At 51.0% G+C, this 24,996-nt stretch carries 19 protein-coding genes, 2 pseudogenes and 2 CRISPR repeat arrays (1 of these 23 running past the window's edge); of the genes and pseudogenes, 18 read left to right on the top strand and 3 right to left on the bottom strand.

Annotation, left to right across the window (positions count from 1 at the left end):
* Positions 1-16 precede the first annotated feature (16 nt).
* A complete protein-coding gene (locus tag ACLD4F_RS09630; protein ID WP_411010809.1) occupies positions 17-373 on the top strand; it encodes a type II toxin-antitoxin system ParD family antitoxin in 357 nt (118 codons plus the stop codon).
* Positions 339-636 (top strand): annotated as a pseudogene (locus ACLD4F_RS09625) (type II toxin-antitoxin system RelE/ParE family toxin). The gene ACLD4F_RS09630 and the pseudogene ACLD4F_RS09625 overlap by 35 nt, the downstream one beginning before the upstream one ends.
* Positions 637-654: 18 nt before the next feature.
* On the opposite strand, the pseudogene ACLD4F_RS09620 reads toward ACLD4F_RS09625, so the two are convergent.
* Positions 655-798, bottom strand: a pseudogene (locus tag ACLD4F_RS09620) (fimbrial protein SteA); the annotation flags it as partial.
* A gap of 607 nt (positions 799-1,405) precedes the next feature.
* Between ACLD4F_RS09620 and mazG the strand changes: the two are divergent.
* The 5 genes from mazG to ACLD4F_RS09595 all read left to right on the top strand — a co-directional run bounded on the left by mazG (position 1,406) and on the right by ACLD4F_RS09595 (position 9,005).
* The gene (gene mazG, locus ACLD4F_RS09615; RefSeq protein WP_000210454.1) at positions 1,406-2,206 is read left to right on the top strand and encodes a nucleoside triphosphate pyrophosphohydrolase; all 801 of its coding nucleotides are present in this window, start codon (positions 1,406-1,408) and stop codon (positions 2,204-2,206) included.
* Between the two features lie 227 nt (positions 2,207-2,433).
* The gene (gene pyrG, locus ACLD4F_RS09610) at positions 2,434-4,071 is read left to right on the top strand and encodes a glutamine hydrolyzing CTP synthase (protein WP_000210863.1); all 1,638 of its coding nucleotides are present in this window, start codon (positions 2,434-2,436) and stop codon (positions 4,069-4,071) included.
* A gap of 82 nt (positions 4,072-4,153) precedes the next feature.
* Positions 4,154-5,452 carry a phosphopyruvate hydratase gene (eno, locus tag ACLD4F_RS09605; RefSeq protein ID WP_000036734.1) on the top strand — a complete coding sequence of 433 codons (1,299 nt, stop codon included), beginning with the start codon at positions 4,154-4,156 and terminating at the stop codon, positions 5,450-5,452.
* 135 nt (positions 5,453-5,587) lie between these two features.
* On the top strand, positions 5,588-6,259 hold the full coding sequence (gene queE / locus ACLD4F_RS09600; protein WP_001199961.1) for a 7-carboxy-7-deazaguanine synthase QueE: 672 nt from the start codon (positions 5,588-5,590) through the stop codon (positions 6,257-6,259).
* Positions 6,260-6,555: 296 nt separating this feature from the next.
* Positions 6,556-8,049: direct repeats of the CRISPR family, unit length 29 nt; unit sequence GTGTTCCCCGCGCCAGCGGGGATAAACCG.
* Between the two features lie 158 nt (positions 8,050-8,207).
* Positions 8,208-9,005 (top strand): MBL fold metallo-hydrolase, encoded by a 798-nt coding sequence (locus ACLD4F_RS09595; RefSeq protein ID WP_001540810.1) that lies wholly within the window; start codon positions 8,208-8,210, stop codon positions 9,003-9,005.
* 87 nt (positions 9,006-9,092) lie between these two features.
* On the opposite strand, the gene queD is transcribed toward ACLD4F_RS09595, so the two are convergent.
* On the bottom strand, positions 9,093-9,455 hold the full coding sequence (gene queD, locus ACLD4F_RS09590; protein WP_000108313.1) for a 6-carboxytetrahydropterin synthase QueD: 363 nt from the start codon (positions 9,453-9,455) through the stop codon (positions 9,093-9,095).
* A gap of 423 nt (positions 9,456-9,878) precedes the next feature.
* Between queD and cysJ the strand changes: the two genes are divergently transcribed.
* From cysJ to cysH, 3 genes are all read left to right on the top strand, one after another.
* Positions 9,879-11,678, top strand: a complete 1,800-nt coding sequence (gene cysJ, locus ACLD4F_RS09585; RefSeq protein ID WP_411010808.1) for an NADPH-dependent assimilatory sulfite reductase flavoprotein subunit — start codon at positions 9,879-9,881, stop codon at positions 11,676-11,678.
* Complete coding sequence (gene cysI / locus ACLD4F_RS09580) at positions 11,678-13,390, top strand: assimilatory sulfite reductase (NADPH) hemoprotein subunit (protein WP_411010807.1); 1,713 nt, start codon at positions 11,678-11,680, stop codon at positions 13,388-13,390. The genes cysJ and cysI overlap by 1 nt, the downstream gene beginning before the upstream one ends.
* A gap of 75 nt (positions 13,391-13,465) precedes the next feature.
* The gene (gene cysH, locus ACLD4F_RS09575) at positions 13,466-14,200 is read left to right on the top strand and encodes a phosphoadenosine phosphosulfate reductase (RefSeq protein ID WP_000080396.1); all 735 of its coding nucleotides are present in this window, start codon (positions 13,466-13,468) and stop codon (positions 14,198-14,200) included.
* A 212-nt stretch (positions 14,201-14,412) separates the two neighbouring features.
* Here cysH and sopD read toward each other — a convergent pair whose 3' ends face one another.
* Complete coding sequence (gene sopD, locus ACLD4F_RS09570; protein WP_411010806.1) at positions 14,413-15,366, bottom strand: SPI-1 type III secretion system effector SopD; 954 nt, start codon at positions 15,364-15,366, stop codon at positions 14,413-14,415.
* Between the two features lie 442 nt (positions 15,367-15,808).
* On the opposite strand from sopD, the gene cas3 reads away from it, so the two are divergent.
* Genes cas3 through cas2e form a run of 8 tightly spaced genes read left to right on the top strand, consistent with a single transcriptional unit; the run spans position 15,809 to position 24,250 of the window.
* Positions 15,809-18,472, top strand: coding sequence for a CRISPR-associated helicase Cas3' (gene cas3 / locus ACLD4F_RS09565; protein ID WP_411010805.1), 2,664 nt, complete (start codon positions 15,809-15,811; stop codon positions 18,470-18,472).
* Between the two features lie 11 nt (positions 18,473-18,483).
* Positions 18,484-20,040, top strand: coding sequence for a type I-E CRISPR-associated protein Cse1/CasA (casA, locus tag ACLD4F_RS09560; RefSeq protein WP_411010804.1), 1,557 nt, complete (start codon positions 18,484-18,486; stop codon positions 20,038-20,040).
* Entirely contained in the window at positions 20,037-20,579 is a 543-nt protein-coding gene (gene casB / locus ACLD4F_RS09555; protein WP_183058940.1) for a type I-E CRISPR-associated protein Cse2/CasB, read from the top strand. The genes casA and casB overlap by 4 nt, the downstream gene beginning before the upstream one ends.
* A gap of 13 nt (positions 20,580-20,592) precedes the next feature.
* Complete coding sequence (gene cas7e / locus ACLD4F_RS09550) at positions 20,593-21,651, top strand: type I-E CRISPR-associated protein Cas7/Cse4/CasC (protein ID WP_411010803.1); 1,059 nt, start codon at positions 20,593-20,595, stop codon at positions 21,649-21,651.
* Positions 21,652-21,661: 10 nt separating this feature from the next.
* Entirely contained in the window at positions 21,662-22,408 is a 747-nt protein-coding gene (cas5e, locus tag ACLD4F_RS09545; protein ID WP_175268174.1) for a type I-E CRISPR-associated protein Cas5/CasD, read from the top strand.
* Entirely contained in the window at positions 22,390-23,040 is a 651-nt protein-coding gene (cas6e, locus tag ACLD4F_RS09540) for a type I-E CRISPR-associated protein Cas6/Cse3/CasE (protein ID WP_080250563.1), read from the top strand. Before cas5e ends, cas6e begins: the two co-directional genes overlap by 19 nt.
* The gene (cas1e, locus tag ACLD4F_RS09535) at positions 23,037-23,957 is read left to right on the top strand and encodes a type I-E CRISPR-associated endonuclease Cas1e (RefSeq protein ID WP_175268175.1); all 921 of its coding nucleotides are present in this window, start codon (positions 23,037-23,039) and stop codon (positions 23,955-23,957) included. The genes cas6e and cas1e overlap by 4 nt, the downstream gene beginning before the upstream one ends.
* Positions 23,957-24,250 carry a type I-E CRISPR-associated endoribonuclease Cas2e gene (gene cas2e, locus ACLD4F_RS09530; RefSeq protein ID WP_175268176.1) on the top strand — a complete coding sequence of 98 codons (294 nt, stop codon included), beginning with the start codon at positions 23,957-23,959 and terminating at the stop codon, positions 24,248-24,250. Before cas1e ends, cas2e begins: the two co-directional genes overlap by 1 nt.
* A 95-nt stretch (positions 24,251-24,345) precedes the next feature.
* A CRISPR array of direct repeats spans positions 24,346-24,996; the repeat unit is 29 nt; unit sequence GTGTTCCCCGCGCCAGCGGGGATAAACCG (it continues 3,465 nt past the right edge of the window).

Below are 24,996 nucleotides of genomic sequence, written 5' to 3'. Positions count from 1 at the left end.
GCATGAGACATGGGGTATGTTTTTGACGTACATTTCATTTCCGGTGTACTCTTATGTAAGATTTATACTTACAGTGGAGGCTGTTATGGCCAGAACAATGACCGTTGATCTTGGCGATGAACTGCGCGAGTTTGTTGAATCGCTCATAGAATCAGGTGATTACAGAACACAAAGTGAAGTGATCAGAGAGTCTCTTCGTCTGCTGAGGGAAAAACAGGCCGAGTCACGACTCCTGGCGTTACGTGAACTTCTGGCTGAAGGTCTGAACAGCGGAGAGCCCCAGGCCTGGGAAAAGGATGCCTTTTTACGGAAGGTCAAAACAGGGATGATCAAACCCGATGAGAACGGTAAAATTAACGCCAAAGGCCAGTGAAGATCTGGAAAATATCTGGCATTACGGCTGGCAGCATTTTGGCGAAATACAGGCCGATCGATATATTAATCATCTATCAGAAATATTCAGCATTATGAGTGCCAATAATATTTGGCACGCCTCGACCTGAACTGGGTGAATACATTTATGCCTTACCGTTTGAAAGGCATATTATCTATTTTATACAATCAGTTACGGAAGTTATCGTGATACGTATTCTGAGCCAGAATCAGGATGCTGGTAAGCATGTAAATTGGTTATAGCCTTTTTATCTAAAAAACAAGTGTGATAGAGCAGGGGGAATCAACAATATTACCAAGGAAAGTGACCTTCGCTGTGTTGCTACCCGCGGCTTGAGCGCCGGAGACAATTCCCATAACTAAAGATGCAGTTACTGCCAGTTTACAAAAATGAGATGACTTCATCGTGTTATCCTTAATTAACGTGTTTTATGGCAACATTTTGTACGCGTATACCAAGGGATATGCGGCATAGAGCCATGCTGCGGGCTTTGGGTAAAAAATAGGTCATAATAAAAATATTATATTTCTACATTTTTATGAGTATATTCTTATGAGCTGAATGATCGCACCTGCTCATAGAATATTATATGTAATACTTTCAATATATTTATTTCATGTATGTTCCAGAAAAAACAAAAAAAGCGGTCTTTTTTGAATATTAAACTGGCGTGCATGCTACTCGTTTTTCCGTAAAAGTGAAATAATTTATTTTTTTTGAAAGGGAAGGCTCTTTGGGTGGGGTGCTTATAGTGTTTGCATAATTTTTTTTACTTAATTGATGTTATTTATAATGCCTGGTGCAAATATCTGTTTTTTTAATAAATTAGCTATATGATTATTATATTGTTGTGTATCGATTAATAATTTTAAAGTTATACGGGGAAGGTAGCATTCAACACCTGTTAACAATATATTTTATTATATAGGCGTTGTCGTAGTGTCTCTGTGCGTGAATGGTTAAGAATAATACGTTACAATTGTCGCTGGTATTTACAACCGATTAAAAACCATGACAACTAACCATCAAATTGACCGTCTTCTCACCCTCATGCAGCGCCTGCGTGACCCGGAAAACGGCTGCCCGTGGGATAAAGAGCAGACCTTCGCCAGCATCGCGCCTTATACGCTGGAAGAAACCTATGAAGTACTGGATGCGATTGCGCGTGAGGATTTTGACGATTTGCGCGGCGAACTGGGCGACCTGTTGTTCCAGGTGGTGTTTTACGCGCAGATGGCGCAGGAAGAAGGCCGCTTCGATTTTAATGATATCTGCGCTGCCATCAGCGACAAGCTGGAGCGCCGCCATCCGCATGTTTTTGGCGAGCTTTCCGCGGATAATAGCGAAGAAGTCTTAGCTCGCTGGGAGCAAATCAAAACGGAAGAGCGCGCGCAAAAAGCGCAGCATTCCGCGCTGGACGATATTCCGCGCAGTTTACCGGCCTTAATGCGCGCGCAAAAAATCCAGAAACGGTGTTCAAACGTGGGCTTTGACTGGACGACGCTGGGACCGGTCGTCGATAAGGTCTATGAAGAGATCGATGAGGTGATGTTCGAGGCGCGGCAGGCGGTTGTTGATCAGGCTAAACTGGAAGAGGAAATGGGCGATTTGCTCTTTGCCACGGTCAACATGGCGCGTCATTTAGGTACGAAAGCGGAGCTCGCTTTGCAAAAAGCGAACGATAAATTTGAACGTCGTTTTCGCGAAGTTGAACGTATTGTCGCAGCCAGAGGCCTGGAAATGACCGGGGTGGACCTGGAAACAATGGAAGAAGTTTGGCAGGAAGTAAAACGCCAGGAAATTGATCTCTAAAGGTTTTAGGCGGTCAAGAGCGATTTGTGTGATTTTTTAAATAACAAGCGCTTGATTTACGTCAAAAACATTTACCTCAAAGGGGCTATTTTCTCCCTCCCTGTGTGAATGTCAGCCTGACGAAGAGGAGGAATAATGAAAGTTTGTGGCGTAGGTCATGTTCGGGTATACTGCTTTCCCGTCCTGGTTATTCCATCGTCTTTTAAACCTAACTTCTCAGGTTCCGCATGACAACGAACTATATTTTTGTGACCGGCGGGGTCGTATCCTCTCTGGGTAAAGGCATTGCCGCAGCCTCCCTCGCAGCCATTCTGGAAGCCCGTGGTCTCAACGTGACCATCATGAAACTGGATCCGTACATCAACGTCGATCCGGGTACTATGAGCCCAATCCAACACGGGGAAGTGTTCGTTACTGAAGACGGCGCTGAAACCGACCTGGACCTGGGGCACTACGAGCGTTTCATCCGCACCAAGATGTCTCGCCGCAACAACTTCACGACTGGCCGCATCTACTCCGACGTTCTGCGTAAAGAACGCCGTGGCGACTATCTGGGCGCAACCGTACAGGTAATCCCTCACATCACTAACGCGATTAAAGAGCGCGTGCTGGAAGGTGGCGAAGGCCACGATGTGGTACTGGTGGAAATCGGCGGTACCGTCGGTGATATCGAATCGCTGCCGTTTCTTGAGGCGATTCGTCAATTGGCGGTAGATATCGGTCGTGAACACGCGCTGTTTATGCACCTGACGCTGGTACCTTACCTGGCGGCTGCGGGCGAAGTGAAAACTAAACCGACTCAGCACTCCGTGAAAGAGCTGCTGTCTATCGGTATTCAGCCCGATATTCTGATTTGTCGTTCCGATCGCGCGGTTCCTGCCAACGAGCGTGCAAAAATTGCATTGTTCTGTAATGTGCCGGAAAAAGCCGTTATTTCAATGAAAGATGTCGATTCCATTTATAAAATTCCAGGCCTGTTGAAATCTCAGGGGCTTGATGATTATATTTGTAAACGATTCAGCTTGAACTGTCCGGAAGCAAACCTGTCTGAATGGGAACAGGTCATTTACGAAGAAGCGAACCCGGCAGGCGAAGTGACTATCGGCATGGTCGGCAAATATATTGAACTGCCGGATGCCTATAAGTCAGTGATCGAAGCGCTGAAACACGGTGGTCTGAAAAACCGCGTTACCGTCAACATCAAATTGATCGATTCGCAAGATGTTGAAACGCGCGGCGTCGAAATTCTGAAAGATTTGGACGCTATCCTGATCCCCGGCGGCTTCGGCTATCGTGGCGTTGAAGGTAAAATCGCCACTGCGCGCTATGCGCGTGAAAACAATATTCCTTATCTGGGCATTTGCCTGGGGATGCAGGTTGCGTTGATTGAGTTCGCTCGTAACGTGGCCGGCATGGACAACGCCAACTCAACGGAATTTGTGCCAGACTGTAAGTACCCGGTTGTGGCGTTAATTACCGAGTGGCGCGATGAAGACGGTAACGTTGAAGTCCGTAGCGAGAAAAGCGATCTGGGTGGCACCATGCGCCTGGGCGCGCAGCAGTGCCAGCTTAGCGATGACAGTCTGGTACGTCAGTTGTACGGCGCGTCGACGATTGTTGAACGTCATCGCCATCGTTACGAAGTCAACAATATGTTGTTGAAACAAATTGAAGCAGCGGGTCTGCGTGTCGCAGGCCGTTCCGGTGATGATCAGTTAGTCGAGATCATTGAGGTACCGAATCATCCGTGGTTCGTGGCCTGTCAGTTCCATCCGGAATTTACTTCCACGCCGCGTGATGGACATCCGTTGTTCGCCGGCTTTGTTAAAGCCGCCAACGAGCATCAGAAACGTCAGGCGAAGTAAAAAAGTTAGAACGGCGGTGCACCCTCAGCGGTGCACCGTTTGTCTGAAGTTTTAGTTTAACTAGTGACTTGAGGAAAACCTAATGTCCAAAATCGTTAAAGTCATCGGTCGTGAAATCATCGACTCCCGTGGTAACCCGACTGTTGAAGCTGAAGTACACCTGGAAGGTGGTTTCGTAGGTATGGCGGCGGCTCCGTCAGGTGCTTCTACTGGTTCCCGCGAAGCGCTGGAACTGCGCGATGGCGACAAATCCCGTTTCCTGGGTAAAGGCGTAACCAAAGCTGTTGGCGCGGTTAACGGCCCGATCGCTCAGGCTATTCTTGGCAAAGACGCTAAAGACCAGGCTGGCATCGACAAAATCATGATCGACCTGGACGGTACTGAAAACAAATCTAACTTCGGTGCAAACGCCATTCTGGCTGTCTCTCTGGCTAACGCCAAAGCTGCTGCTGCCGCTAAAGGTATGCCGCTGTACGAGCACATTGCTGAACTGAACGGCACTCCGGGCAAATACTCCATGCCGGTTCCGATGATGAACATCATCAACGGCGGCGAGCACGCTGACAACAACGTCGACATCCAGGAATTCATGATCCAGCCGGTTGGCGCGAAAACGGTTAAAGAAGCCATCCGTATGGGTTCTGAAGTTTTCCATCACCTGGCAAAAGTGCTGAAAGGCAAAGGCATGAACACCGCTGTGGGTGACGAAGGCGGCTATGCGCCGAACCTGGGCTCCAACGCAGAAGCGCTGGCTGTTATCGCTGAAGCGGTTAAAGCGGCTGGTTACGAGCTGGGTAAAGACATCACCCTGGCGATGGACTGCGCAGCATCTGAATTCTACAAAGACGGTAAATACGTTCTGGCTGGCGAAGGCAACAAAGCGTTCACCTCCGAAGAATTCACCCACTTCCTGGAAGAACTGACCAAACAGTACCCGATCGTTTCCATCGAAGATGGTCTGGACGAGTCTGACTGGGACGGTTTTGCATACCAGACCAAAGTACTGGGCGACAAAATCCAGCTGGTTGGTGACGACCTGTTCGTAACCAACACCAAAATCCTGAAAGAAGGCATCGAGAAAGGCATCGCTAACTCCATCCTGATCAAATTCAACCAGATCGGTTCTCTGACCGAAACTCTGGCTGCAATCAAGATGGCGAAAGACGCTGGCTACACTGCTGTCATCTCTCACCGTTCTGGTGAAACTGAAGACGCTACCATCGCTGACCTGGCTGTTGGTACCGCTGCAGGCCAGATCAAAACCGGTTCTATGAGCCGTTCTGACCGCGTTGCTAAATACAACCAGCTGATTCGTATCGAAGAAGCTCTGGGCGAAAAAGCACCGTATAACGGTCGTAAAGAGATCAAAGGCCAGGCGTAATCCTGCTTTTACCTCTTAACGTATAAACCCGCTTCGGCGGGTTTTTTTGTATCGGTTCAATAGCGCAGCCGCTGTGCATGACCGGGCAGACGAAATCTGCAATAATTAACGATTATCCCCTTAACAGAGAACGCTATGCAGTACCCGATTAACGAGATGTTCCAGACCCTACAAGGCGAGGGTTATTTTACCGGCGTCCCCGCTATTTTTATTCGTTTACAGGGATGTCCGGTCGGCTGTGCCTGGTGTGATACTAAGCATACCTGGGATAAACTGAGCGATCGGGAAGTGTCTCTGTTCAGCATTCTGGCAAAAACCAAAGAGAGCGACAAATGGGGTGCTGCGAGCAGTGAAGATCTGCTGGCGGTGATTAATCGTCAGGGCTATACCGCGCGTCACGTTGTCATCACCGGTGGCGAACCCTGTATTCACGACCTCATGCCGCTCACCGATCTGCTTGAAAAGAGTGGTTTTAGTTGTCAGATTGAAACCAGCGGGACGCACGAAGTGCGCTGTACGCCTAACACCTGGGTCACGGTTTCACCAAAAGTGAATATGCGCGGAGGATATGACGTGCTTTCCCAGGCGCTGGAGCGCGCCAATGAAATCAAGCATCCCGTTGGGCGAGTTCGTGATATTGAGGCGCTGGATGAACTGTTAGCCACGTTGAGCGATGATAAACCGCGCGTGATTGCTTTGCAGCCCATTAGCCAGAAAGAAGACGCGACGCGTCTGTGTATTGAAACTTGTATTGCGCGTAACTGGCGGCTGTCTATGCAAACGCATAAATATTTAAATATCGCCTGATGCTCTATCAATTTTACGGACGGCCTGCCGATGCCGTCTGTGACTCATCCATTACCTTGCATTGTTTATTTTCTCTATGTGAATTTCGATGAGTGTATAAAAGCGCTGATAAATTTTTCCATAGCGATGCACGGATCACGCTATTTTGGTAAATTTAAAGAAAAAATCATTCTATGAACTTTTTTGCATCAAAATCAGCAAATTAGCTGTTCTTTAATAATTTAAATTGTTGCGATTATGTTGGTAGAATGTGGTACTGATAAAAAGTAGTTTATAAACAATGATATACGTTTAGTGTGTTCCCCGCGCCAGCGGGGATAAACCGCACCTAAACTAACTAATGTTAAGAAAAAATTAGTGTTCCCCGCGCCAGCGGGGATAAACCGTCAGTTAACAGTTTTAAATTCTTTAATTTATAGTGTTCCCCGCGCCAGCGGGGATAAACCGTTGCTGAATTTAAAAAAACTGGTAAAGCTGATGTGTTCCCCGCGCCAGCGGGGATAAACCGCACTTAATTTATACTTTACACGGGTAGCTGGAGTGTTCCCCGCGCCAGCGGGGATAAACCGCGGAATCGATAATAAATAAATTATCAGAAGATGTGTTCCCCGCGCCAGCGGGGATAAACCGATATTAATAGCTCATATCCATCTATACTGTACGTGTTCCCCGCGCCAGCGGGGATAAACCGATTCTTTATAATCGCTATCGCCAGAAGTTGTAGTGTTCCCCGCGCCAGCGGGGATAAACCGTAAATGCTCCCGCTGTATCTATTCGTGTATTAGTGTTCCCCGCGCCAGCGGGGATAAACCGTTATTAAATTTTTTGTTCTAATATCTCTATAAGTGTTCCCCGCGCCAGCGGGGATAAACCGCAATTATTTAATATATTAATTCTGTTTGTATCGTGTTCCCCGCGCCAGCGGGGATAAACCGACGGGTAAATAAATCTTCAAATGCTTTTCTAAGTGTTCCCCGCGCCAGCGGGGATAAACCGCCATTAATAGCTCGCTTAAAGTACACATCAAAGTGTTCCCCGCGCCAGCGGGGATAAACCGTGGCGCAGGCCCGATCATAAATTCCACCCGAAGTGTTCCCCGCGCCAGCGGGGATAAACCGGCGGTTGCCGGAGATAGTACGCCGCCGATTTAGTGTTCCCCGCGCCAGCGGGGATAAACCGCCGGAGTGCCAACACGGATAACGGTCGAAACCGTGTTCCCCGCGCCAGCGGGGATAAACCGCCATACCCTCATTTAGAAGTCAACTCAATATAGTGTTCCCCGCGCCAGCGGGGATAAACCGCATGTGGTGAAATTAATGCACTACAATTACCAGTGTTCCCCGCGCCAGCGGGGATAAACCGGTTTTTGGAGCGATCTCCGCGCCGGGAACGGAGTGTTCCCCGCGCCAGCGGGGATAAACCGACCAGTAATCACCAGGCGATCATTGTCACGCCGTGTTCCCCGCGCCAGCGGGGATAAACCGGAAGGTTATGACCGTATAGCTATTGCTGAGGGCGTGTTCCCCGCGCCAGCGGGGATAAACCGTCATAACCGGGTTGCCGTCATGATGGAAGCGCGTGTTCCCCGCGCCAGCGGGGATAAACCGTTACCCGCGCTCAGATTATTTCTCATTGCCGGGTGTTCCCCGCGCCAGCGGGGATAAACCGTGGCGAAACAGGCCAGAGAACGCGAATTGCGGGTGTTCCCCGCGCCAGCGGGGATAAACCGCCTCATCGGGAGCCAACGCCGCGAGAATACGCGTGTTCCCCGCGCCAGCGGGGATAAACCGCACGAGTGGCAAATTGATTTCGACGAAAAACCGTGTTCCCCGCGCCAACAAGGATAGCCGTTGCATAATCATAATCTGTGTACCAGTAATGGCAGCTACAAACCTGTAAAGTAAAAAGGCCGCGTTTTCCCGGGGAGGCTTTTAGACAGGAGAAGGCCATGGCGTTAAGGATCAGGGTATTGCTCGAAAATCATAAGGGAGCTGGAGCGGATAAATCGTTGAAGGCCCGGCCAGGGTTAAGCCTGTTGGTTGAGGATGAGTCTACGTCTATCTTGTTCGATACCGGCCCTGATGGCAGTTTTATGCAAAACGCGTTGGCGATGGGGATCGACCTGTCCGATGTGTCTGCTGTGGTGCTTTCGCATGGTCATTACGATCATTGCGGCGGCGTGCCGTGGCTTCCTGATAACAGTCGAATCATCTGCCATCCCGATATTGCGCGTGAACGTTATGCGGCAATGACTTTTCTCGGTATTACCCGAAAAATAAAAAAATTGTCGTGTGAGGTGGACTATTCACGCTACCGAATGATGTACACGCGTGACCCCCTGCCAATTGGCGAAAACTTTATCTGGTCAGGGGAAATACCGGTGGTCGCGCCTGAAGCCTACGGCATTTTTGGCGGCCACGATGCGGAGCCGGACTCTATTTTGGATGAGGGCGTACTGATTTACCAATCGACAAAAGGATTAGTCATCATTACGGGATGCGGGCATCGGGGGATCGCAAATATTGTCCGGCACTGTCAGAACATTACCGGTATAAAGCGGATTTACGCGCTTGTCGGCGGATTTCATCTCCGCTGCGCATCACCGTTCACGCTGTGGCGAGTCAGGCGCTTTCTGCAAGAACACAAACCTGAAAAACTATGCGGTTGTCACTGTACAGGGGCCTGGGGGCGGTTGTGGCTACCGGAAATAACCGCACCTGCAACCGGTGATGTGCTGCGCTTTTAACACCGCGCTGGACAATGTTTTCACTGATAAAACGTCGTGTGGATAGGCTGGAATCAATCTGCCATCCAGCCCACGCGTTAATAAACCTTATTCGCCGCGATAGACGCAGCCGGCTGTACAGGTCTCTTTCACCATCACGGCGCTCAGGAGCGGCACGACGGGCTTAACCTGATCCCAAATCCATTTTGCCAGCACTTCGCTGGTGGGATTGGACAGCCCTGGAATATCATTCAGATAGTAGTGATCAAGACGATCGTAAGTAGGTTTAAACGCCGCTTTGAGATCCGCGAAATCCATAATCCAACCGGTATGCGGATCGACTTCACCGGTAATTTCGAGACGCACCATAAACGAGTGTCCGTGCAGGCGGCCGCACTTATGCCCTTCAGGCACGTGAGGCAGGCGGTGAGCGGCTTCAAAGGTGAAATCTTTATACAACGTGGTGGACATGATGAACTCTCAGGCAATAAAAAAACCGCCGTAGGGTACCGGAAAGCGCATTTTTTATCATTAACTAAAACCATTCTCCGCCTTGTGATGGGCAATTAATTTAAGAATTTCCAGAAAATTTAATAATTATCAATCAATTATAAAATCGATTTTGGCGTTAATCACGATAACTAAAACAGGTTAGTTCATTTGGTTATTTGTTATTTCCAACCCTTCTTTAATTGTTATTCCTCTCACCGTTAACCTTATCCTCAGTTTGGGATTTATCGCTTATACATTTCATCTTTCAAGCCGCATCTGTGTTGACTGCGTTTACTCACCCCAGTCACGTATTTATGTACGCTCCTGGGGCGCGCTCAGCTTACGGCGAACTTGAATGATTTTGTGTATAGATCCGCTTTGCTTACTGGAACATAACGACGCATGACGACACCGGCTCCACTGACTGGGTTGCTTCCGCTTAATCCGGAGCAACTGGCGCGCCTTCAGGCCGCGACAACCGACCTTACTCCCGAACAGCTTGCCTGGGTCTCCGGCTATTTTTGGGGCGTACTGAACCCGCGCTCAGGCGCTGTTGCCGTCACGCCTGCTCCTGAGGGGAAGATGCCGGGGGTTACGCTTATCTCCGCTTCGCAAACCGGCAATGCGCGTCGTGTGGCGGAAGCGCTGCGTGATGATCTGCTGGCGGCCAACCTTAATGTGACACTGGTGAACGCCGGCGACTACAAATTCAAACAGATTGCCAGTGAAAAACTACTGGTGATAGTGACATCCACCCAGGGAGAAGGCGAGCCGCCGGAAGAGGCCGTCGCTCTGCATAAGTTCCTGTTCTCGAAAAAAGCGCCGAAACTGGAAAACACCGCTTTTGCCGTGTTTAGCCTCGGCGACACCTCTTATGAATTTTTCTGCCAGTCCGGAAAAGATTTCGACAGCAAACTGGCGGAACTGGGCGGTGAACGTCTGCTCGACCGTGTCGATGCTGACGTTGAATATCAGGCAGCTGCCAGCGAATGGCGCGCCCGCGTGGTTGATGTTCTGAAGTCCCGCGCACCTGTCGCGGCACCTTCGCAATCCGTCGCTACTGGCGAGGTAAACGACATCCACACCAGCCCCTATACTAAAGACGCGCCGCTGACCGCGACCCTCTCCGTGAATCAGAAAATCACCGGTCGCAACTCGGAAAAAGACGTTCGTCATATTGAGATTGATTTAGGCGACTCCGGCCTGCGCTATCAGCCGGGCGATGCGCTGGGCGTCTGGTATCAGAACGATCCGGCTCTGGTGAAGGAGCTGGTTGAGTTGCTGTGGCTGAAAGGCGATGAGCCGGTGACGGTTGACGGTAAAACCCTGCCGCTCGCCGAAGCGCTGGAGTGGCACTTCGAGCTGACAGTGAATACCGCCAACATTGTTGAGAGCTACGCGACCCTGACGCGCAGTGAGTCGCTGTTGCCATTAGTGGGCGACAAAGCGCAGCTCCAGCACTACGCCGCGACCACGCCCATTGTTGATATGGTGCGTTTCTCTCCGGCGCAGCTCGACGCTGAAGCATTAATCGACCTGTTGCGCCCGCTGACGCCGCGTCTGTACTCCATCGCCTCCGCGCAGGCGGAAGTCGAAAGCGAAGTACACGTAACCGTCGGCGTCGTGCGCTACGATATTGAAGGCCGCGCCCGCACGGGTGGTGCTTCCAGCTTCCTCGCCGACCGCGTGGAAGAAGAGGGCGAAGTGCGCGTCTTTATTGAGCATAACGATAATTTCCGCCTGCCAGCGAATCCGCAGACTCCGGTGATTATGATTGGCCCAGGTACGGGTATCGCGCCGTTCCGCGCCTTTATGCAGCAACGCGCGGCGGAAGGGGCGGAAGGCAAGAACTGGCTGTTCTTCGGCAACCCGCACTTTACCGAAGATTTCCTCTATCAGGTGGAGTGGCAGCGCTACGTGAAAGAGGGGCTGTTAAGCCGTATCGATCTCGCCTGGTCACGCGATCAAAAAGAAAAAATTTACGTACAAGACAAGCTGCGTGAACAGGGCGCCGAGCTGTGGCGCTGGATCAATGATGGCGCGCATATTTATGTCTGCGGCGACGCCAGGCGTATGGCCGCAGATGTCGAAAAAGCATTGCTGGAAGTGATCGCTGAATTCGGCGGTATGGACCTCGAATCGGCAGATGAATATTTAAGTGAGCTGCGCGTAGAGCGCCGTTATCAGCGAGATGTCTACTAATGAGCGAAAAACATCCAGGCCCACTGGTGGTCGAAGGTAAACTGTCCGATGCCGAGCGCATGAAGCTGGAAAGCAACTATCTGCGCGGTACCATTGTGGAAGATCTGAACGACGGTCTCACCGGCGGTTTTAAAGGCGACAACTTCCTGCTAATACGCTTTCATGGCATGTATCAGCAGGATGACCGCGATATTCGCGCCGAGCGTGCGGCGCAGAAGCTGGAGCCGCGCCACGCCATGCTGCTGCGCTGCCGCCTGCCGGGCGGGGTGATTACTACGACGCAATGGCAAGCGATCGACAAATTCGCGGCGGATAACACGATTTATGGCAGTATCCGTCTGACCAACCGCCAGACCTTCCAGTTTCACGGTATTCTGAAGAAGAACGTCAAGCCGGTGCACCAGATGCTGCATTCGGTCGGGCTGGACGCGCTGGCGACCGCCAACGATATGAACCGTAACGTGCTGTGTACCTCTAACCCGTACGAGTCTCAGCTGCATGCTGAAGCCTACGAATGGGCGAAGAAGATCTCTGAACATCTGCTGCCGCGCACTCGCGCCTATGCGGAGATCTGGCTCGATCAGGAGAAGGTGGCGACCACCGATGAAGAGCCGATCCTCGGTCAGACCTATCTGCCGCGTAAATTTAAAACCACGGTGGTGATCCCGCCGCAAAACGATATCGATTTGCACGCCAACGACATGAACTTCGTGGCGATTGCCGAAAACGGCAAGCTGGTCGGCTTTAACCTGCTGGTGGGTGGCGGTCTGTCTATTGAGCATGGTAATAAGAAAACCTACGCTCGTACGGCCAGCGAGTTCGGCTATCTGCCGCTGGAGCACACCCTGGCGGTGGCGGAAGCGGTGGTGACCACGCAGCGTGACTGGGGTAACCGTACCGACAGGAAAAACGCCAAAACCAAATACACCCTTGAGCGCGTGGGACTGGAGACGTTTAAAGCGGAAGTCGAGCGTCGCGCGGGGATCACATTTGAACCCATTCGTCCGTATGAATTTACCGGTCGCGGCGATCGTATCGGTTGGGTGAAAGGGATCGACAACAACTGGCACCTGACGCTGTTTATTGAAAATGGTCGTATCCTGGATTATCCGGGGCGTCCGCTGAAAACCGGCCTGCTGGAGATCGCGAAGATTCATCAGGGCGAGTTCCGTATTACCGCTAACCAGAACCTGATTATTGCCAGCGTGCCGGAAAGCCAGAAAGCGAAGATCGAGACGCTGGCGCGCGATCATGGGCTGATGAATGCGGTGAGCGCGCAGCGTGAAAACTCAATGGCCTGCGTGTCGTTCCCGACCTGCCCGCTGGCAATGGCGGAAGCCGAGCGTTTCCTGCCGTCGTTCACGGACAAAGTGGAAGCGATTCTGGAAAAACACGGCATTCCTGATGAGCATATCGTGATGCGCGTGACCGGTTGCCCGAACGGCTGTGGCCGCGCGATGCTGGCGGAAATTGGTTTAGTAGGGAAAGCGCCGGGTCGCTACAACCTGCATCTTGGCGGCAACCGTATTGGGACACGTATCCCACGGATGTATAAAGAAAATATCACCGAGCCGGATATTCTGGCCTCGCTGGATGAACTGATTGGGCGCTGGGCGAAAGAGCGCGAAGCGGGTGAAGGCTTTGGCGACTTTACGGTGCGTGCGGGCATCATTCGCCCGGTGCTCGATCCCGCGCGTGATTTCTGGGAATAACCTGAATTGCTGGATGGCGTCTGCGTAGGCCTGATAAGCGCAGCGCCATCAGGCAAGGCAAACAGTGAGGAACTTATGTCCCAACTCGATCTCAACGCATTGAATGAACTGCCAAAAGTCGATCGCGTACTGGCGTTGGCGGAAACCAACGCCCAACTGGAAACGCTGACTGCCGAAGAACGCGTGGTCTGGGCGCTGGAAAATCTGCCCGGCGAATATGTGCTTTCTTCAAGCTTTGGCATCCAGGCGGCGGTGAGCCTGCACCTGGTGAACCAGATTCGCCCGGATATCCCGGTGATCCTCACCGATACCGGCTATTTGTTCCCGGAAACCTATCAGTTTATTGATGAGTTAACGGACAAACTCAAACTCAACCTGAAAGTTTACCGCGCGGGCGAAAGTCCGGCCTGGCAGGAGGCGCGCTACGGCAAACTGTGGGAGCAGGGCGTAGAAGGTATTGAGAAATACAATGACATCAACAAAGTCGAGCCGATGAACCGGGCGCTAAAAGAGCTGAAAGCGCAGACGTGGTTTGCCGGTCTGCGTCGTGAGCAGTCCGGTAGCCGCGCGTATTTACCCGTTCTCGCTATCCAGCGCGGCGTGTTTAAAGTGCTGCCGATTATCGACTGGGATAACCGCACGGTTTACCAGTATCTGCAAAAGCACGGTCTGAAATACCATCCGCTGTGGGATCAGGGCTATCTGTCGGTGGGCGATACGCACACCACCCGCAAATGGGAGCCGGGTATGGCGGAAGAAGAGACACGCTTCTTCGGGCTGAAGCGCGAGTGCGGGCTGCATGAAGGGTGATTGTCCTTACGCGGTATGATTATACTTGCTGTTATGAAAAATCCGGCAGGCAGCCGGATTTTAAATTGGTTATATACCCAAAATAATTCGAGTTGCTTAAAGGCGGCAAGGGAGTGAGTCCCCAGGAGCATAGATAACTATGTGACTGGGGTGAACGAGCGTAGCCAACACATAAGCAACTTGAAGTATGAAGGGTATATTACTGACTATCTTTATACCAGTAATATATTACGACTGCACCCATCTTTACCAATGTGCAAAGAACGTTCATGGGTTAGATATAGCTTTTCAAGAATTACATCAATAAACATTTTTTTTGCATGATAGTCGTTATAATCCTGATTAAGTTTTTTTAAAAAACCGGAATTTGTTGGTTTAAACTCTGCAAACGGTGAATAGCTATGTAGTAAATAGGAGATGCACGGATGCATCATGCTAAAAGCGACTTCACCTTGTACCTCCTGATAACCTATTTTGCAAAACTGAGTTGTAGGCTCAAAGTTACCGGCATTAATACAGGCCAGCATCGATTTTTCATCTGCAGTAAGTGAGTCCTGCCATTCGACAAGGGGGTGGTCTGGAGCCTCTGCGGGACGCATCATCTCATAAACCGTCGCTTTGATTTGTGCATTGCCCGTCACTTCTTTTCGTAGAGTAGAAATCGACTCCTGAAGTAATTCCGGGTGCCAGGTCATCTTCGAACCAATCACCTCGCATATTTGTAAAAATAACTGTCTCTCCTCTCTACTCATAGATTCTATCACTGTATCATCTGATATATTGAGGATGTCCTTAATATTGCTTTGGCTGATCATCGTGTCGCCGACCATAAGTAAAAATTGTGTCTGAGAGGCATCCATCTTGATAGTAAACAGATCCTGATGAGCCGGGCAGGCCAGATGTTGTAGCCGTTTAAAGGCGTAAATTTTATTTATATCCTCTACGTTAACTTCCATCTCTCCAGGTTCACCACGGCCCTGACCGTGAATGATGGAGTGTAACACTTCCAGCGCATGGTCCTTTTTTTCCGCTCTAAAATGATCCTGGACTTTATCCCAGCCCCCCATATGGATTGCTTTTTCTTTATCTGCGCTTAACAGATGAGCAAGCCGACTTTCATTAAGCGTATAATTTTGATGATTACCGAAGCTTAAAGTGACTGGCATAATATCTTCCTTCAAATTTATATTATTCAATATCCGGAGTAAAATATATCGTTCAATTCTCTCTTTTTTATTAAACAGACAAGGTTTACTACAGGAGAGAATTTGAACGGCATTATCAATACAGCACATTTATGGTTGGTAATCCTTTGTGGTGACGATAATTCAGACAAAAGGTAGATGATTCGCCGCAAATGGTCGTTTTTTTAAATTTTGCCTCATGCAGGGGCATTGGATGAAGCCTCTTTGATCGCTTCTTCCAGAAGAAAATGGCTGAAAAATTTATAATGATCATTCGTGAAATAAATATTTCTGAAGAATGTATAAAGTTGAGCGAGCATATTTAAATATAATCTCAGGAAGTGCAATTTTTTTGAGGTATATCAACAAAAAAGGCCATTAAAAAGGCGTAGAGTACTTTTATTATCCACATGCTGGAGTTTACGTGTCGATATATCACTATTGGGGAAAGTCTCGACGAGGAGAAACTGACGGCGGTGATGATTATCATTTGCTTTGCTGGCATTCTTTAGATGTTGCGGCTGTGGGTTACTGGATGGTGATAAATAATATTTATTTTATTGACCATTATCTAAAAAAATTAGGCATCCAGGATAAAGAGCAGGCGGCGCAATTTTTTGCCTGGATTTTATGCTGGCATGATATTGGAAAGTTTGCTCATTCCTTCCAGCAACTATACCGTCATGAGGCTTTAAATGTCTTTAATGAGCCGACACGGCATTATGAAAAAATCGCGCATACCACGCTGGGATACGAGTTGTGGAACTCCTGGCTAAGTGAATGCCCTGAATTGTTTCCTCCTTCTTCGCTTTCAGTTCGTAAAAGTAAGCGTGTTATGGCACTTTGGATGCCAGTCACTACAGGTCATCATGGACGCCCTCCAGAGGCAATCCAGGAGCTGGACCATTTTCGCCAGCAGGATAAAGACGCGGCAAGAGATTTTCTTCTGAGAATAAAAGCGCTCTTTCCTTTAATTACTTTGCCTGAAGCCTGGGATGAAGATGAGGGTATCGCCCAATTTCAGCAACTTTCCTGGTTTATTTCCGCTGCGGTTGTACTGGCTGACTGGACTGGTTCTGCCAGCCGTTATTTTCCGCGTACTGCGGAAGAAATGCCTGTTGATACCTACTGGCAGCAAGCTCTCACTAAAGCACAAACTGCCATTACGCTATTTCCCTCAGCGGCGAATGTGTCTGCCTTTACGGGCATAGAAACGCTTTTCCCTTTTATTCAGCATCCCACACCGTTACAACAAAAGGCGCTTGAGCTGGATATCAACGTGGATGGTGCCCAACTCTTTATTCTTGAAGATGTCACCGGGGCCGGAAAAACAGAGGCGGCGCTCATATTAGCTCATCGACTGATGGCGGCAGGTAAAGCGCAGGGACTCTATTTTGGACTGCCGACAATGGCGACAGCCAATGCGATGTTTGAACGTATGGCGAACACCTGGCTGGCGTTGTATCAGCCGGACTCCCGTCCCAGCCTGATTCTGGCGCATAGCGCGCGTCGCTTAATGGATCGTTTCAATCAGTCAATATGGTCGGTCACTCTTTCTGGTACGGAAGAACCCGATGAAGCGCAGCCTTATAGTCAGGGATGCGCCGCCTGGTTTGCCGACAGCAATAAAAAAGCGTTGTTGGCGGAGGTTGGTGTAGGCACGTTGGATCAGGCGATGATGGCGGTAATGCCATTTAAACATAACAACCTGCGGTTACTGGGTCTTAGCAACAAGATTTTACTGGCTGATGAGATCCATGCCTGTGATGCCTGGATGTCCCGAATACTCGAAGGTTTGATCGAACGGCAGGCCAGTAATGGCAACGCCACTATTCTGTTATCCGCGACGCTATCGCAGCAGCAGCGAGATAAGCTGGTGGCGGCATTTTCCCGTGGGGTGAGGCGTAGTGTGCAGGCGCCGTTGCTAGGCCATGACGACTATCCCTGGCTGACTCAGGTCACACAAACAGAGCTGATTTCTCAGCGGGTTGATACACGCAAAGAGGTTGAGCGTAGTGTAGATATTGGCTGGCTACATAGTGAAGAGTCGTGTCTTGAACGTATAGGTGAAGCAGTGGAAAAAGGAAACTGTATCGCCTGGATACGTAACTCCGTTGATGATGCGATTCGTATCTATCGCCAGCTTCAACTGAGTAAGGTCGTCGCCACGGAAAACCTTTTACTCTTCCATAGTCGCTTTGCTTTTCACGATCGTCAGCGGATTGAGTCACAGACGCTGAATCTCTTTGGCAAACAGAGCGGCGCGCAACGTGCCGGTAAGGTCATTATCGCCACGCAGGTCATCGAACAAAGTCTGGATATTGACTGCGATGAGATGATCTCTGATTTAGCGCCGGTGGATTTATTAATTCAGCGGGCCGGTCGACTACAGCGTCATATTCGTGATCGTAACGGTCTGGTGAAAAAGAGTGGGCAGGATGAGCGAGAGACGCCAGTGCTGCGCATTCTTGCTCCGGAGTGGGATGACGCGCCGCGAGAGAACTGGTTATCCAGCGCCATGCGTAACAGCGCCTATGTCTATCCCGATCATGGGCGCATGTGGCTGACGCAGCGCATATTACGTGAGCAGGGGACGATTCGGATGCCGCAATCTGCCCGCTTGTTAATTGAGTCGGTTTACGGCGAGGATGTCAACATGCCGGTTGGATTTGCAAAAACCGAGCAATTGCAGGAAGGCAAATTTTATTGCGACCGGGCATTTGCCAGCCAGATGCTGCTTAACTTTGCGCCGGGCTATTGTGCTGAAATTAGCGATTCTCTACCGGAGAAAATGTCAACGCGGTTGGCGGAAGAGTCTGTCTCGCTGTGGCTGGCGAAAATCGTGGATGGCGTCGTAACCCCTTATGCCAGCGGTGAACACGCCTGGGAGATGAGCGTGCTGCGGGTACGTCAGAGCTGGTGGGATAAACATAAAGACGAGTTTGAACGGTTAAAAGGTGAATCGTTTCAACAGTGGTGTGTTGAACAACACCAGAATAAGGATTTTGCCATCGTGATCGTGGTAACGGACTTTGCCGCTTGTGGTTATTCGGCGAATGAGGGATTGATTGGCATGATGGGGGAATAACGAATACAGATATGGACAATTTTTCACTTTTAACAACGCCCTGGCTCCCCGTCCGTTTCAAAGACGGCTCGACGGGTAAGTTGGCTCCCGTCGATCTGGCGGATGAAAACGTGGTGGACATCGCCGCAACGCGGGCCGATTTACAGGGTGCAGCCTGGCAGTTTCTACTGGGGGTGCTGCAATGCAGCATCGCGCCGAAGAATAGCGCCCGGTGGGAAGATGTTTGGTTGGATGGGCTAACAGAGCAAATGCTGCGTGAAGCATTAGCACCGTTAGAACACGCTTTTCAGTTTGGCGCAGAAACACCGTCTTTTATGCAGGATTTTGAACCGTTAACCGGCGAAAAAGTGTCAGTTGCCTCGCTGCTTCCGGAAACACCTGGCGCGCAAACGACCAAATTTAATAAAGATCATTTTGTCAAACGTGGCGTAACGGAACGATTTTGCCCGCAATGCGCTGCGCTGGCGCTGTTCTCGTTACAGCTTAATGCCCCTTCTGGCGGCAAAGGCTACCGTACCGGGCTACGCGGCGGCGGGCCGATGACAACGCTAATTGAATTGCAGGTGTATCAGGGTGAGCGGCAAACGCCGTTGTGGAGAAAACTGTGGCTGAACGTAATGCCGCAGGATGTTGCGGATATGCCTTTACCTGCGACTTATGACGCGTCGGTTTTCCCGTGGCTTGCCGCAACGCGAACCAGTGAACAGGCGAATGCTATTACCACGCCGGAGCAGGTCAATAAACTCCAGGCGTATTGGGGGATGCCGCGTCGTATCCGCCTGGATTTTGCCACCTTACAGTCAGGTTGCTGCGATATTTGCGGCGCTGAAAGCGATGAGCTTCTTGGCTTTATGACCGTTAAGAACTACGGCGTTAACTACGATGGCTGGCGGCACCCTCTGACGCCTTATCGCGCCCCGGTGAAAGATCAAAACGCCTTCTTTTCCGTTAAACCGCAGCCCGGCGGCCTTATCTGGCGCGACTGGCTGGGATTAAGTCAGGAAAACCATACAGAAGCGAATAAAGAATATCCGGCGCTGGTTGTTAACGTGTTTAACGCACGCCGTCTCAGGAATGTCAAAGCGGGGATCTGGGGCTTTGGCGCGGATTTCGACAATATGAAAATTCGCTGCTGGTATGAGCATCACTTTCCGTTGCTGATGACGGAAGGCCTGATCCCTGATTTACGTAAAGCAACACAAACTGCTACCCGCCTCCTCAGCCTGCTGCGCAGCGCGCTGAAAGAGGCCTGGTTTGCCGATGCGAAAGGTGCCCGCGGTGATTTCAGTTTTATCGACATTGATTTCTGGAACCTGACGCAGGGACGTTTTCTTACCCTGATTCACGATCTGGAAAACGGCCACAAGCCGGACGAAAGACTGAATAAATGGCAAAGAGAACTTTGGCTGTTTACCCGTCGTTACTTCGACGACCGCGTTTTTACCAACCCTTATGAGAGCAGCGATCTGAAGCGCATCATGACCGCACGCAAGAAATATTTTACGACATCGGCGGAAAAGCAAAGCGCGAAAGCCGCCAAAGCAAAGAAGCAGGAGGCTGCTGAATGAGAATTGTGCAAGAGGATCACAAGGTCACGCTGAGCAAATGGCATGAGGCGTTGCAGGAGAAGCGTGGCGCGCGGGCCAGCTTGCGGCGCAGCACGACGGTGAACGATGCCTGCCTGTCAGAAGGATTTCGCTCCCTGCTGATGCAGACGCATACGCTGTGGAAAATTGACGGGCAGGAGTGGCGCGTAACCGCGCTGGCGCTAACAGCGGCGCTGGCGGCGAATGTGAAAGCGATTGATGAGCGGCAAAAATTCGCCGCACAGCTCAACGGCGTGATGTCGGAACTGCGTTTTACCCGGCTTTGCGCAGTAAAGACGCCGGATGAACTGCTGCGCCAACTGCGCCGTGCGGTGAAACTGTCAAATGGCGCGGTCAATCTGTTTTCACTGGCAGAGGATATTTTTTGCTGGTGCCGGGAACAAGACGACTTGCTGAGCCACCATCGCCGCCAGCAGCGGTCAACCGAATTTCTCCGTATCCGCTGGGCGCTGGAATACTACCAGGCTGGCGATACCGATAACGATAACGAACAAGATTAACAGGGATATCTTTATGACAACGTTTATTCAGCTTCACTTACTGACCGCTTACCCCGCCGCTAACCTGAACCGTGATGATACCGGCGCGCCAAAAACCGTGGTGCTTGGCGGCGCAACGCGTCTGCGTATCTCCTCTCAGAGCCTGAAACGCGCCTGGCGCACCTCGGAACTGTTTGAGCAGGCGCTTGCCGGGAATATCGGTATTCGTACTGGTCGCATTGCGCGTGAGGCAGCGCAAATCCTGATTGAAAGCGGCATCGATGCCAAAAAAGCAGTTGAGTATGTGGAAAAAATTGCCAACTGTTTTGGCAAGGTAAAGGCGGAAAAGAAACCAAAAGATGAACTGACGAATGCTGAAACCGAGCAATTGGTGCATATCAGCCCTGCTGAATTTGAGGGCGTAAAAGCGCTAGCGCACCGTCTGGCGGAAGAAAAACGCGCGCCAAAAGAGGAAGAGCTTGCACTGCTACGTAAAGATCGCATGGCTGTCGATATTGCGATGTTTGGCCGTATGCTGGCGAATAAGCCCGATTTTAACGTGGAAGCCGCCTGTCAGGTCGCCCACGCCTTCGGCGTCAGCGAAACGATCGTCGAAGACGATTTCTTTACCGCTGTGGATGACCTCCGCCAGGCATCGGCAGAAGATGCAGGCGCAGGCCATCTCGGCGAAACCGGCTTTGGCTCCGCGCTGTTTTACACCTATATCTGCATCGACAAAGATCTGCTGGTGAAAAACCTGAACGGCAATGAAGAACTGGCAAACAAAACGCTGCGCGCCTTTACTGAAGCGGCGCTGAAAGTGTCGCCGACCGGCAAACAGAACAGCTTTGCCAGCCGTGCCTATGCTTCGTGGGCGCTGGCTGAAAAAGGCACCGACCAACCACGTTCACTGGCGGCCGCGTTTTATGAACCGATCAACGGTACAGACCAATTGAACGTTGCGGTTAAGCGTATTATATCGCTGCATAAGAATATGAATAAGGTTTATGACCAGCGGACTGATACCGCCAGTTTCGACGTGATGAATCAGCAGGGAAGCATGAAAGACGTGCTTGACTTCATCTGCGCGTAAGGGGCGGCTTATGAGCCAATATCTGGTTTTTCAGCTTCACGGGCCGATGGCCTCCTGGGGCGTGGATGCGCCAGGCGAAGTGCGCCACAGCCATGAACTTCCTTCGCGTTCTGCGCTGTTGGGGTTATTAGCTGCGGCGCTGGGTATTCGCCGCGATGAGGAGGAACGGCTAAACGCCTTCAATCGTCATTACCAATTTTTGCTGTGCGCCAGCGGCAACCCGCGCTGGGCGAGGGATTATCACACGGTGCAGATGCCGAAAGAGGTACGTAAGGCACGTTACTTTAGCCGCCGTGAAGAGTTGCAGGATCCTGAGTTACTGAGCGCGCTGATTTCCCGACGCGACTACTACACCGACGCCTGGTGGATGATCGCTGTCAGCGCGACGCCGGACGCGCCTTACACGTTGGCGCAGCTTCAGGCGTCGTTACAACATCCTGTGTTCCCGCTGTATCTGGGGCGCAAAAGTCACCCTCTGGCGTTGCCGCTTGCGCCGCAACTGCTGGACGGGCGTGCGCCGGATGTCCTGCGTGAAGCATATCGTTGGTATCAGGATCAATTCAATACGCTGAAACTGACTCTCCCCAGATTACAGAATGAATGCTGGTGGGAAGGTGAACACGATGGCTTAACGGCGAACAAAATTTTACGTCGTCGCGACATGCCATTGAGCCGCCAGCAATGGTTGTTCGGTGAACGTAGCGTGAATCAGGGGCCGTGGCTCCGCAAGGAGGACGCGTGTATCTCTCAAGAATAACGCTGCACACCAGCGAGCTTTCGCCGGCACAGCTCTTGCATCTGGTGGAGCGCGGCGAGTACGTGATGCACCAGTGGTTATGGGATCTCTTTCCCGGCGGCAAGGAACGGCAGTTTCTTTATCGCCGCGAAGAGTTACAGGGTGCGTTTCGCTTTTTTGTTCTCTCACAGGAACAGCCTGCTGCCAGCGCGATTTTTGACGTGCAGACTCGCCCGTTTGCGCCAATGCTGAGCGCGGGACAGACGCTGCGGTTTAACTTGCGCGCCAATCCGACAATTTGCAAAAACGGTAAGCGTCACGATTTGCTGATGGAGGCGAAACGCCAGCGTAAAACGCAGGGCGATAGCCAGGATATTTGGTCTTATCAGCAGCAGGCGGCGTTGGAATGGCTGGCGCGCCAGGGGGAACAAAATGGCTTCACCCTACGCGAGACGAGCGTTGATGCTTACCGGCAGCAGCAGATACGCCGCGAGAAATCCCGGCAGATGATTCAGTTTAGCAGCGTGGACTATACCGGCGTGCTGGTGGTTAACGATCCCGCGCTTTTCCTGCAACGTCTGGCGCAGGGGTACGGTAAAAGCCGGGCGTTTGGCTGCGGAATGATGATGATCAAACCCGGAGACGATGCGTGACGTTTGTACCGCTCAATCCGATCCCGTTAAAAGATCGAACCTCGATGATCTTCCTCCAGTACGGTCAGATTGACGTGCTGGATGGGGCATTTGTATTAATCAATAAAACCGGGGTTCGTACGCATATTCCGGTGGGATCGGTTGCCTGCATCATGCTGGAACCGGGAACGCGGGTTTCACATGCGGCAGTACATCTGGCATCAACGGTCGGCACCCTGTTGGTATGGGTGGGAGAAGCTGGCGTGCGGGTTTATTCTTCCGGGCAGCCGGGCGGAGCGAGAGCGGATAAATTACTCTACCAGGCAAAACTGGCGCTGGATGACGATTTGCGTCTGAAGGTAGTGCGTAAAATGTACGAGTTGCGCTTTCGCGAACCGCCGCCAGCCCGCCGCTCTATTGAGCAGTTGCGTGGTATTGAAGGATCCCGTGTGCGGGCGACCTATGCATTACTGGCGAAGCAGTATGGCGTGAAGTGGCATGGTCGTAACTATGATCCGAAAGACTGGGAGAAGGGGGATGTCGTCAACCGATGTATTAGCGCGGCGACATCGTGCCTGTACGGGATTTCAGAAGCGGCTATCCTGGCGGCGGGATATGCGCCAGCTATCGGTTTTATCCATAGCGGTAAGCCGCTTTCTTTTGTTTATGACATTGCCGATATCATCAAATTTGAATCGGTGGTGCCTAAAGCATTTGAGATCGCCGCTCGTCACCCGGCGGAACCTGATAAAGAAGTGCGCCTGGCCTGCCGGGATATTTTTCGCAGTTCGAAGCTGACCGGAAAATTGATCCCGCTGATCGAAGAGGTGCTCGCTGCCGGTGAAATTGAACCCCCTCAGCCTGCGTCGGATATGCTGCCGCCAGCAATACCGGAACCTGAATCACTGGGTGATAGCGGCCATCGGGGGCATGGTTGATGAGTATGGTGGTTGTGGTCACGGAAAACGTACCGCCGCGCCTGCGGGGACGTCTTGCCGTCTGGTTACTTGAGGTTCGTGCAGGTGTTTATGTTGGCGATACCTCGAAGCGTATTCGGGAAATGATTTGGCAACAGATCACACAGCTTGGCGGAGTCGGAAACGTAGTAATGGCCTGGGCGGCCAACACAGAATCGGGATTTGAGTTTCAGACATGGGGTGAAAACAGACGTATTCCGGTAGATTTGGATGGACTGCGTTTGGTTTCTTTTCTTCCTGTTGAAAATCAATAAGTTGAGCGCTCTTTAAAAAGATAAATTTGTTGCTTATAAGTTGGTAGATTGTTTTTTTGTGATAATTCATTGATGTGTAAGTATATTTTTTTAGAGTGTTCCCCGCGCCAGCGGGGATAAACCGTAGCTTATAATTTATACTACCGACCTGCTTATGTGTTCCCCGCGCCAGCGGGGATAAACCGCTGTTTATGTAAATAATGTTGTTTGTAGAATAGTGTTCCCCGCGCCAGCGGGGATAAACCGACAGAACACAATTACCTAACACGGATTTATTAGTGTTCCCCGCGCCAGCGGGGATAAACCGTACACATATATGGTGATTGAAACATTTAATTTGTGTTCCCCGCGCCAGCGGGGATAAACCGATTGTGTGGTTTATATTCCATCATTGCGTACAGTGTTCCCCGCGCCAGCGGGGATAAACCGGCTGATACAATCGTTATCCCAGACCCAATTACGTGTTCCCCGCGCCAGCGGGGATAAACCGAATTATATATGTCATTTAATTCCGATATTAATGTGTTCCCCGCGCCAGCGGGGATAAACCGGCAACCTATAGGCGAGCAGGGATATATACGTTGTGTTCCCCGCGCCAGCGGGGATAAACCGGAATAGTTTCGTAACTTTTAGTGTTAGAACCAGTGTTCCCCGCGCCAGCGGGGATAAACCGATTGATACATTTAAGGTGGAAGGATTATATTAGTGTTCCCCGCGCCAGCGGGGATAAACCGGCTGATTCAATC

It is taken from the genome of Salmonella sp. 741265050_HSA, assembly GCF_046569445.1.
In the GTDB taxonomy this organism is placed as follows: domain Bacteria; phylum Pseudomonadota; class Gammaproteobacteria; order Enterobacterales; family Enterobacteriaceae; genus Salmonella; species Salmonella enterica.
Note: the sequence above shows the minus strand (reverse complement) of the source record. Positions and strands in the feature narration are given on the sequence as shown.

Bases quoted from the DNA above. Each gene is read 5' to 3' on its own strand.
- ACLD4F_RS09630 (WP_411010809.1), top strand. From the start codon at position 17: ATGTTTTTGACGTACATTTCATTTCCGGTGTACTCTTATGTAAGATTT.
- mazG (WP_000210454.1), top strand. From the start codon at position 1,406: ATGACAACTAACCATCAAATTGACCGTCTTCTCACCCTCATGCAGCGC.
- pyrG (WP_000210863.1), top strand. From the start codon at position 2,434: ATGACAACGAACTATATTTTTGTGACCGGCGGGGTCGTATCCTCTCTG.
- eno (WP_000036734.1), top strand. From the start codon at position 4,154: ATGTCCAAAATCGTTAAAGTCATCGGTCGTGAAATCATCGACTCCCGT.
- queE (WP_001199961.1), top strand. From the start codon at position 5,588: ATGCAGTACCCGATTAACGAGATGTTCCAGACCCTACAAGGCGAGGGT.
- ACLD4F_RS09595 (WP_001540810.1), top strand. From the start codon at position 8,208: ATGGCGTTAAGGATCAGGGTATTGCTCGAAAATCATAAGGGAGCTGGA.
- queD (WP_000108313.1), bottom strand. From the start codon at position 9,455: ATGTCCACCACGTTGTATAAAGATTTCACCTTTGAAGCCGCTCACCGC.
- cysJ (WP_411010808.1), top strand. From the start codon at position 9,879: ATGACGACACCGGCTCCACTGACTGGGTTGCTTCCGCTTAATCCGGAG.
- cysI (WP_411010807.1), top strand. From the start codon at position 11,678: ATGAGCGAAAAACATCCAGGCCCACTGGTGGTCGAAGGTAAACTGTCC.
- cysH (WP_000080396.1), top strand. From the start codon at position 13,466: ATGTCCCAACTCGATCTCAACGCATTGAATGAACTGCCAAAAGTCGAT.
- sopD (WP_411010806.1), bottom strand. From the start codon at position 15,366: ATGCCAGTCACTTTAAGCTTCGGTAATCATCAAAATTATACGCTTAAT.
- casA (WP_411010804.1), top strand. From the start codon at position 18,484: ATGGACAATTTTTCACTTTTAACAACGCCCTGGCTCCCCGTCCGTTTC.
- casB (WP_183058940.1), top strand. From the start codon at position 20,037: ATGAGAATTGTGCAAGAGGATCACAAGGTCACGCTGAGCAAATGGCAT.
- cas7e (WP_411010803.1), top strand. From the start codon at position 20,593: ATGACAACGTTTATTCAGCTTCACTTACTGACCGCTTACCCCGCCGCT.
- cas5e (WP_175268174.1), top strand. From the start codon at position 21,662: ATGAGCCAATATCTGGTTTTTCAGCTTCACGGGCCGATGGCCTCCTGG.
- cas2e (WP_175268176.1), top strand. From the start codon at position 23,957: ATGAGTATGGTGGTTGTGGTCACGGAAAACGTACCGCCGCGCCTGCGG.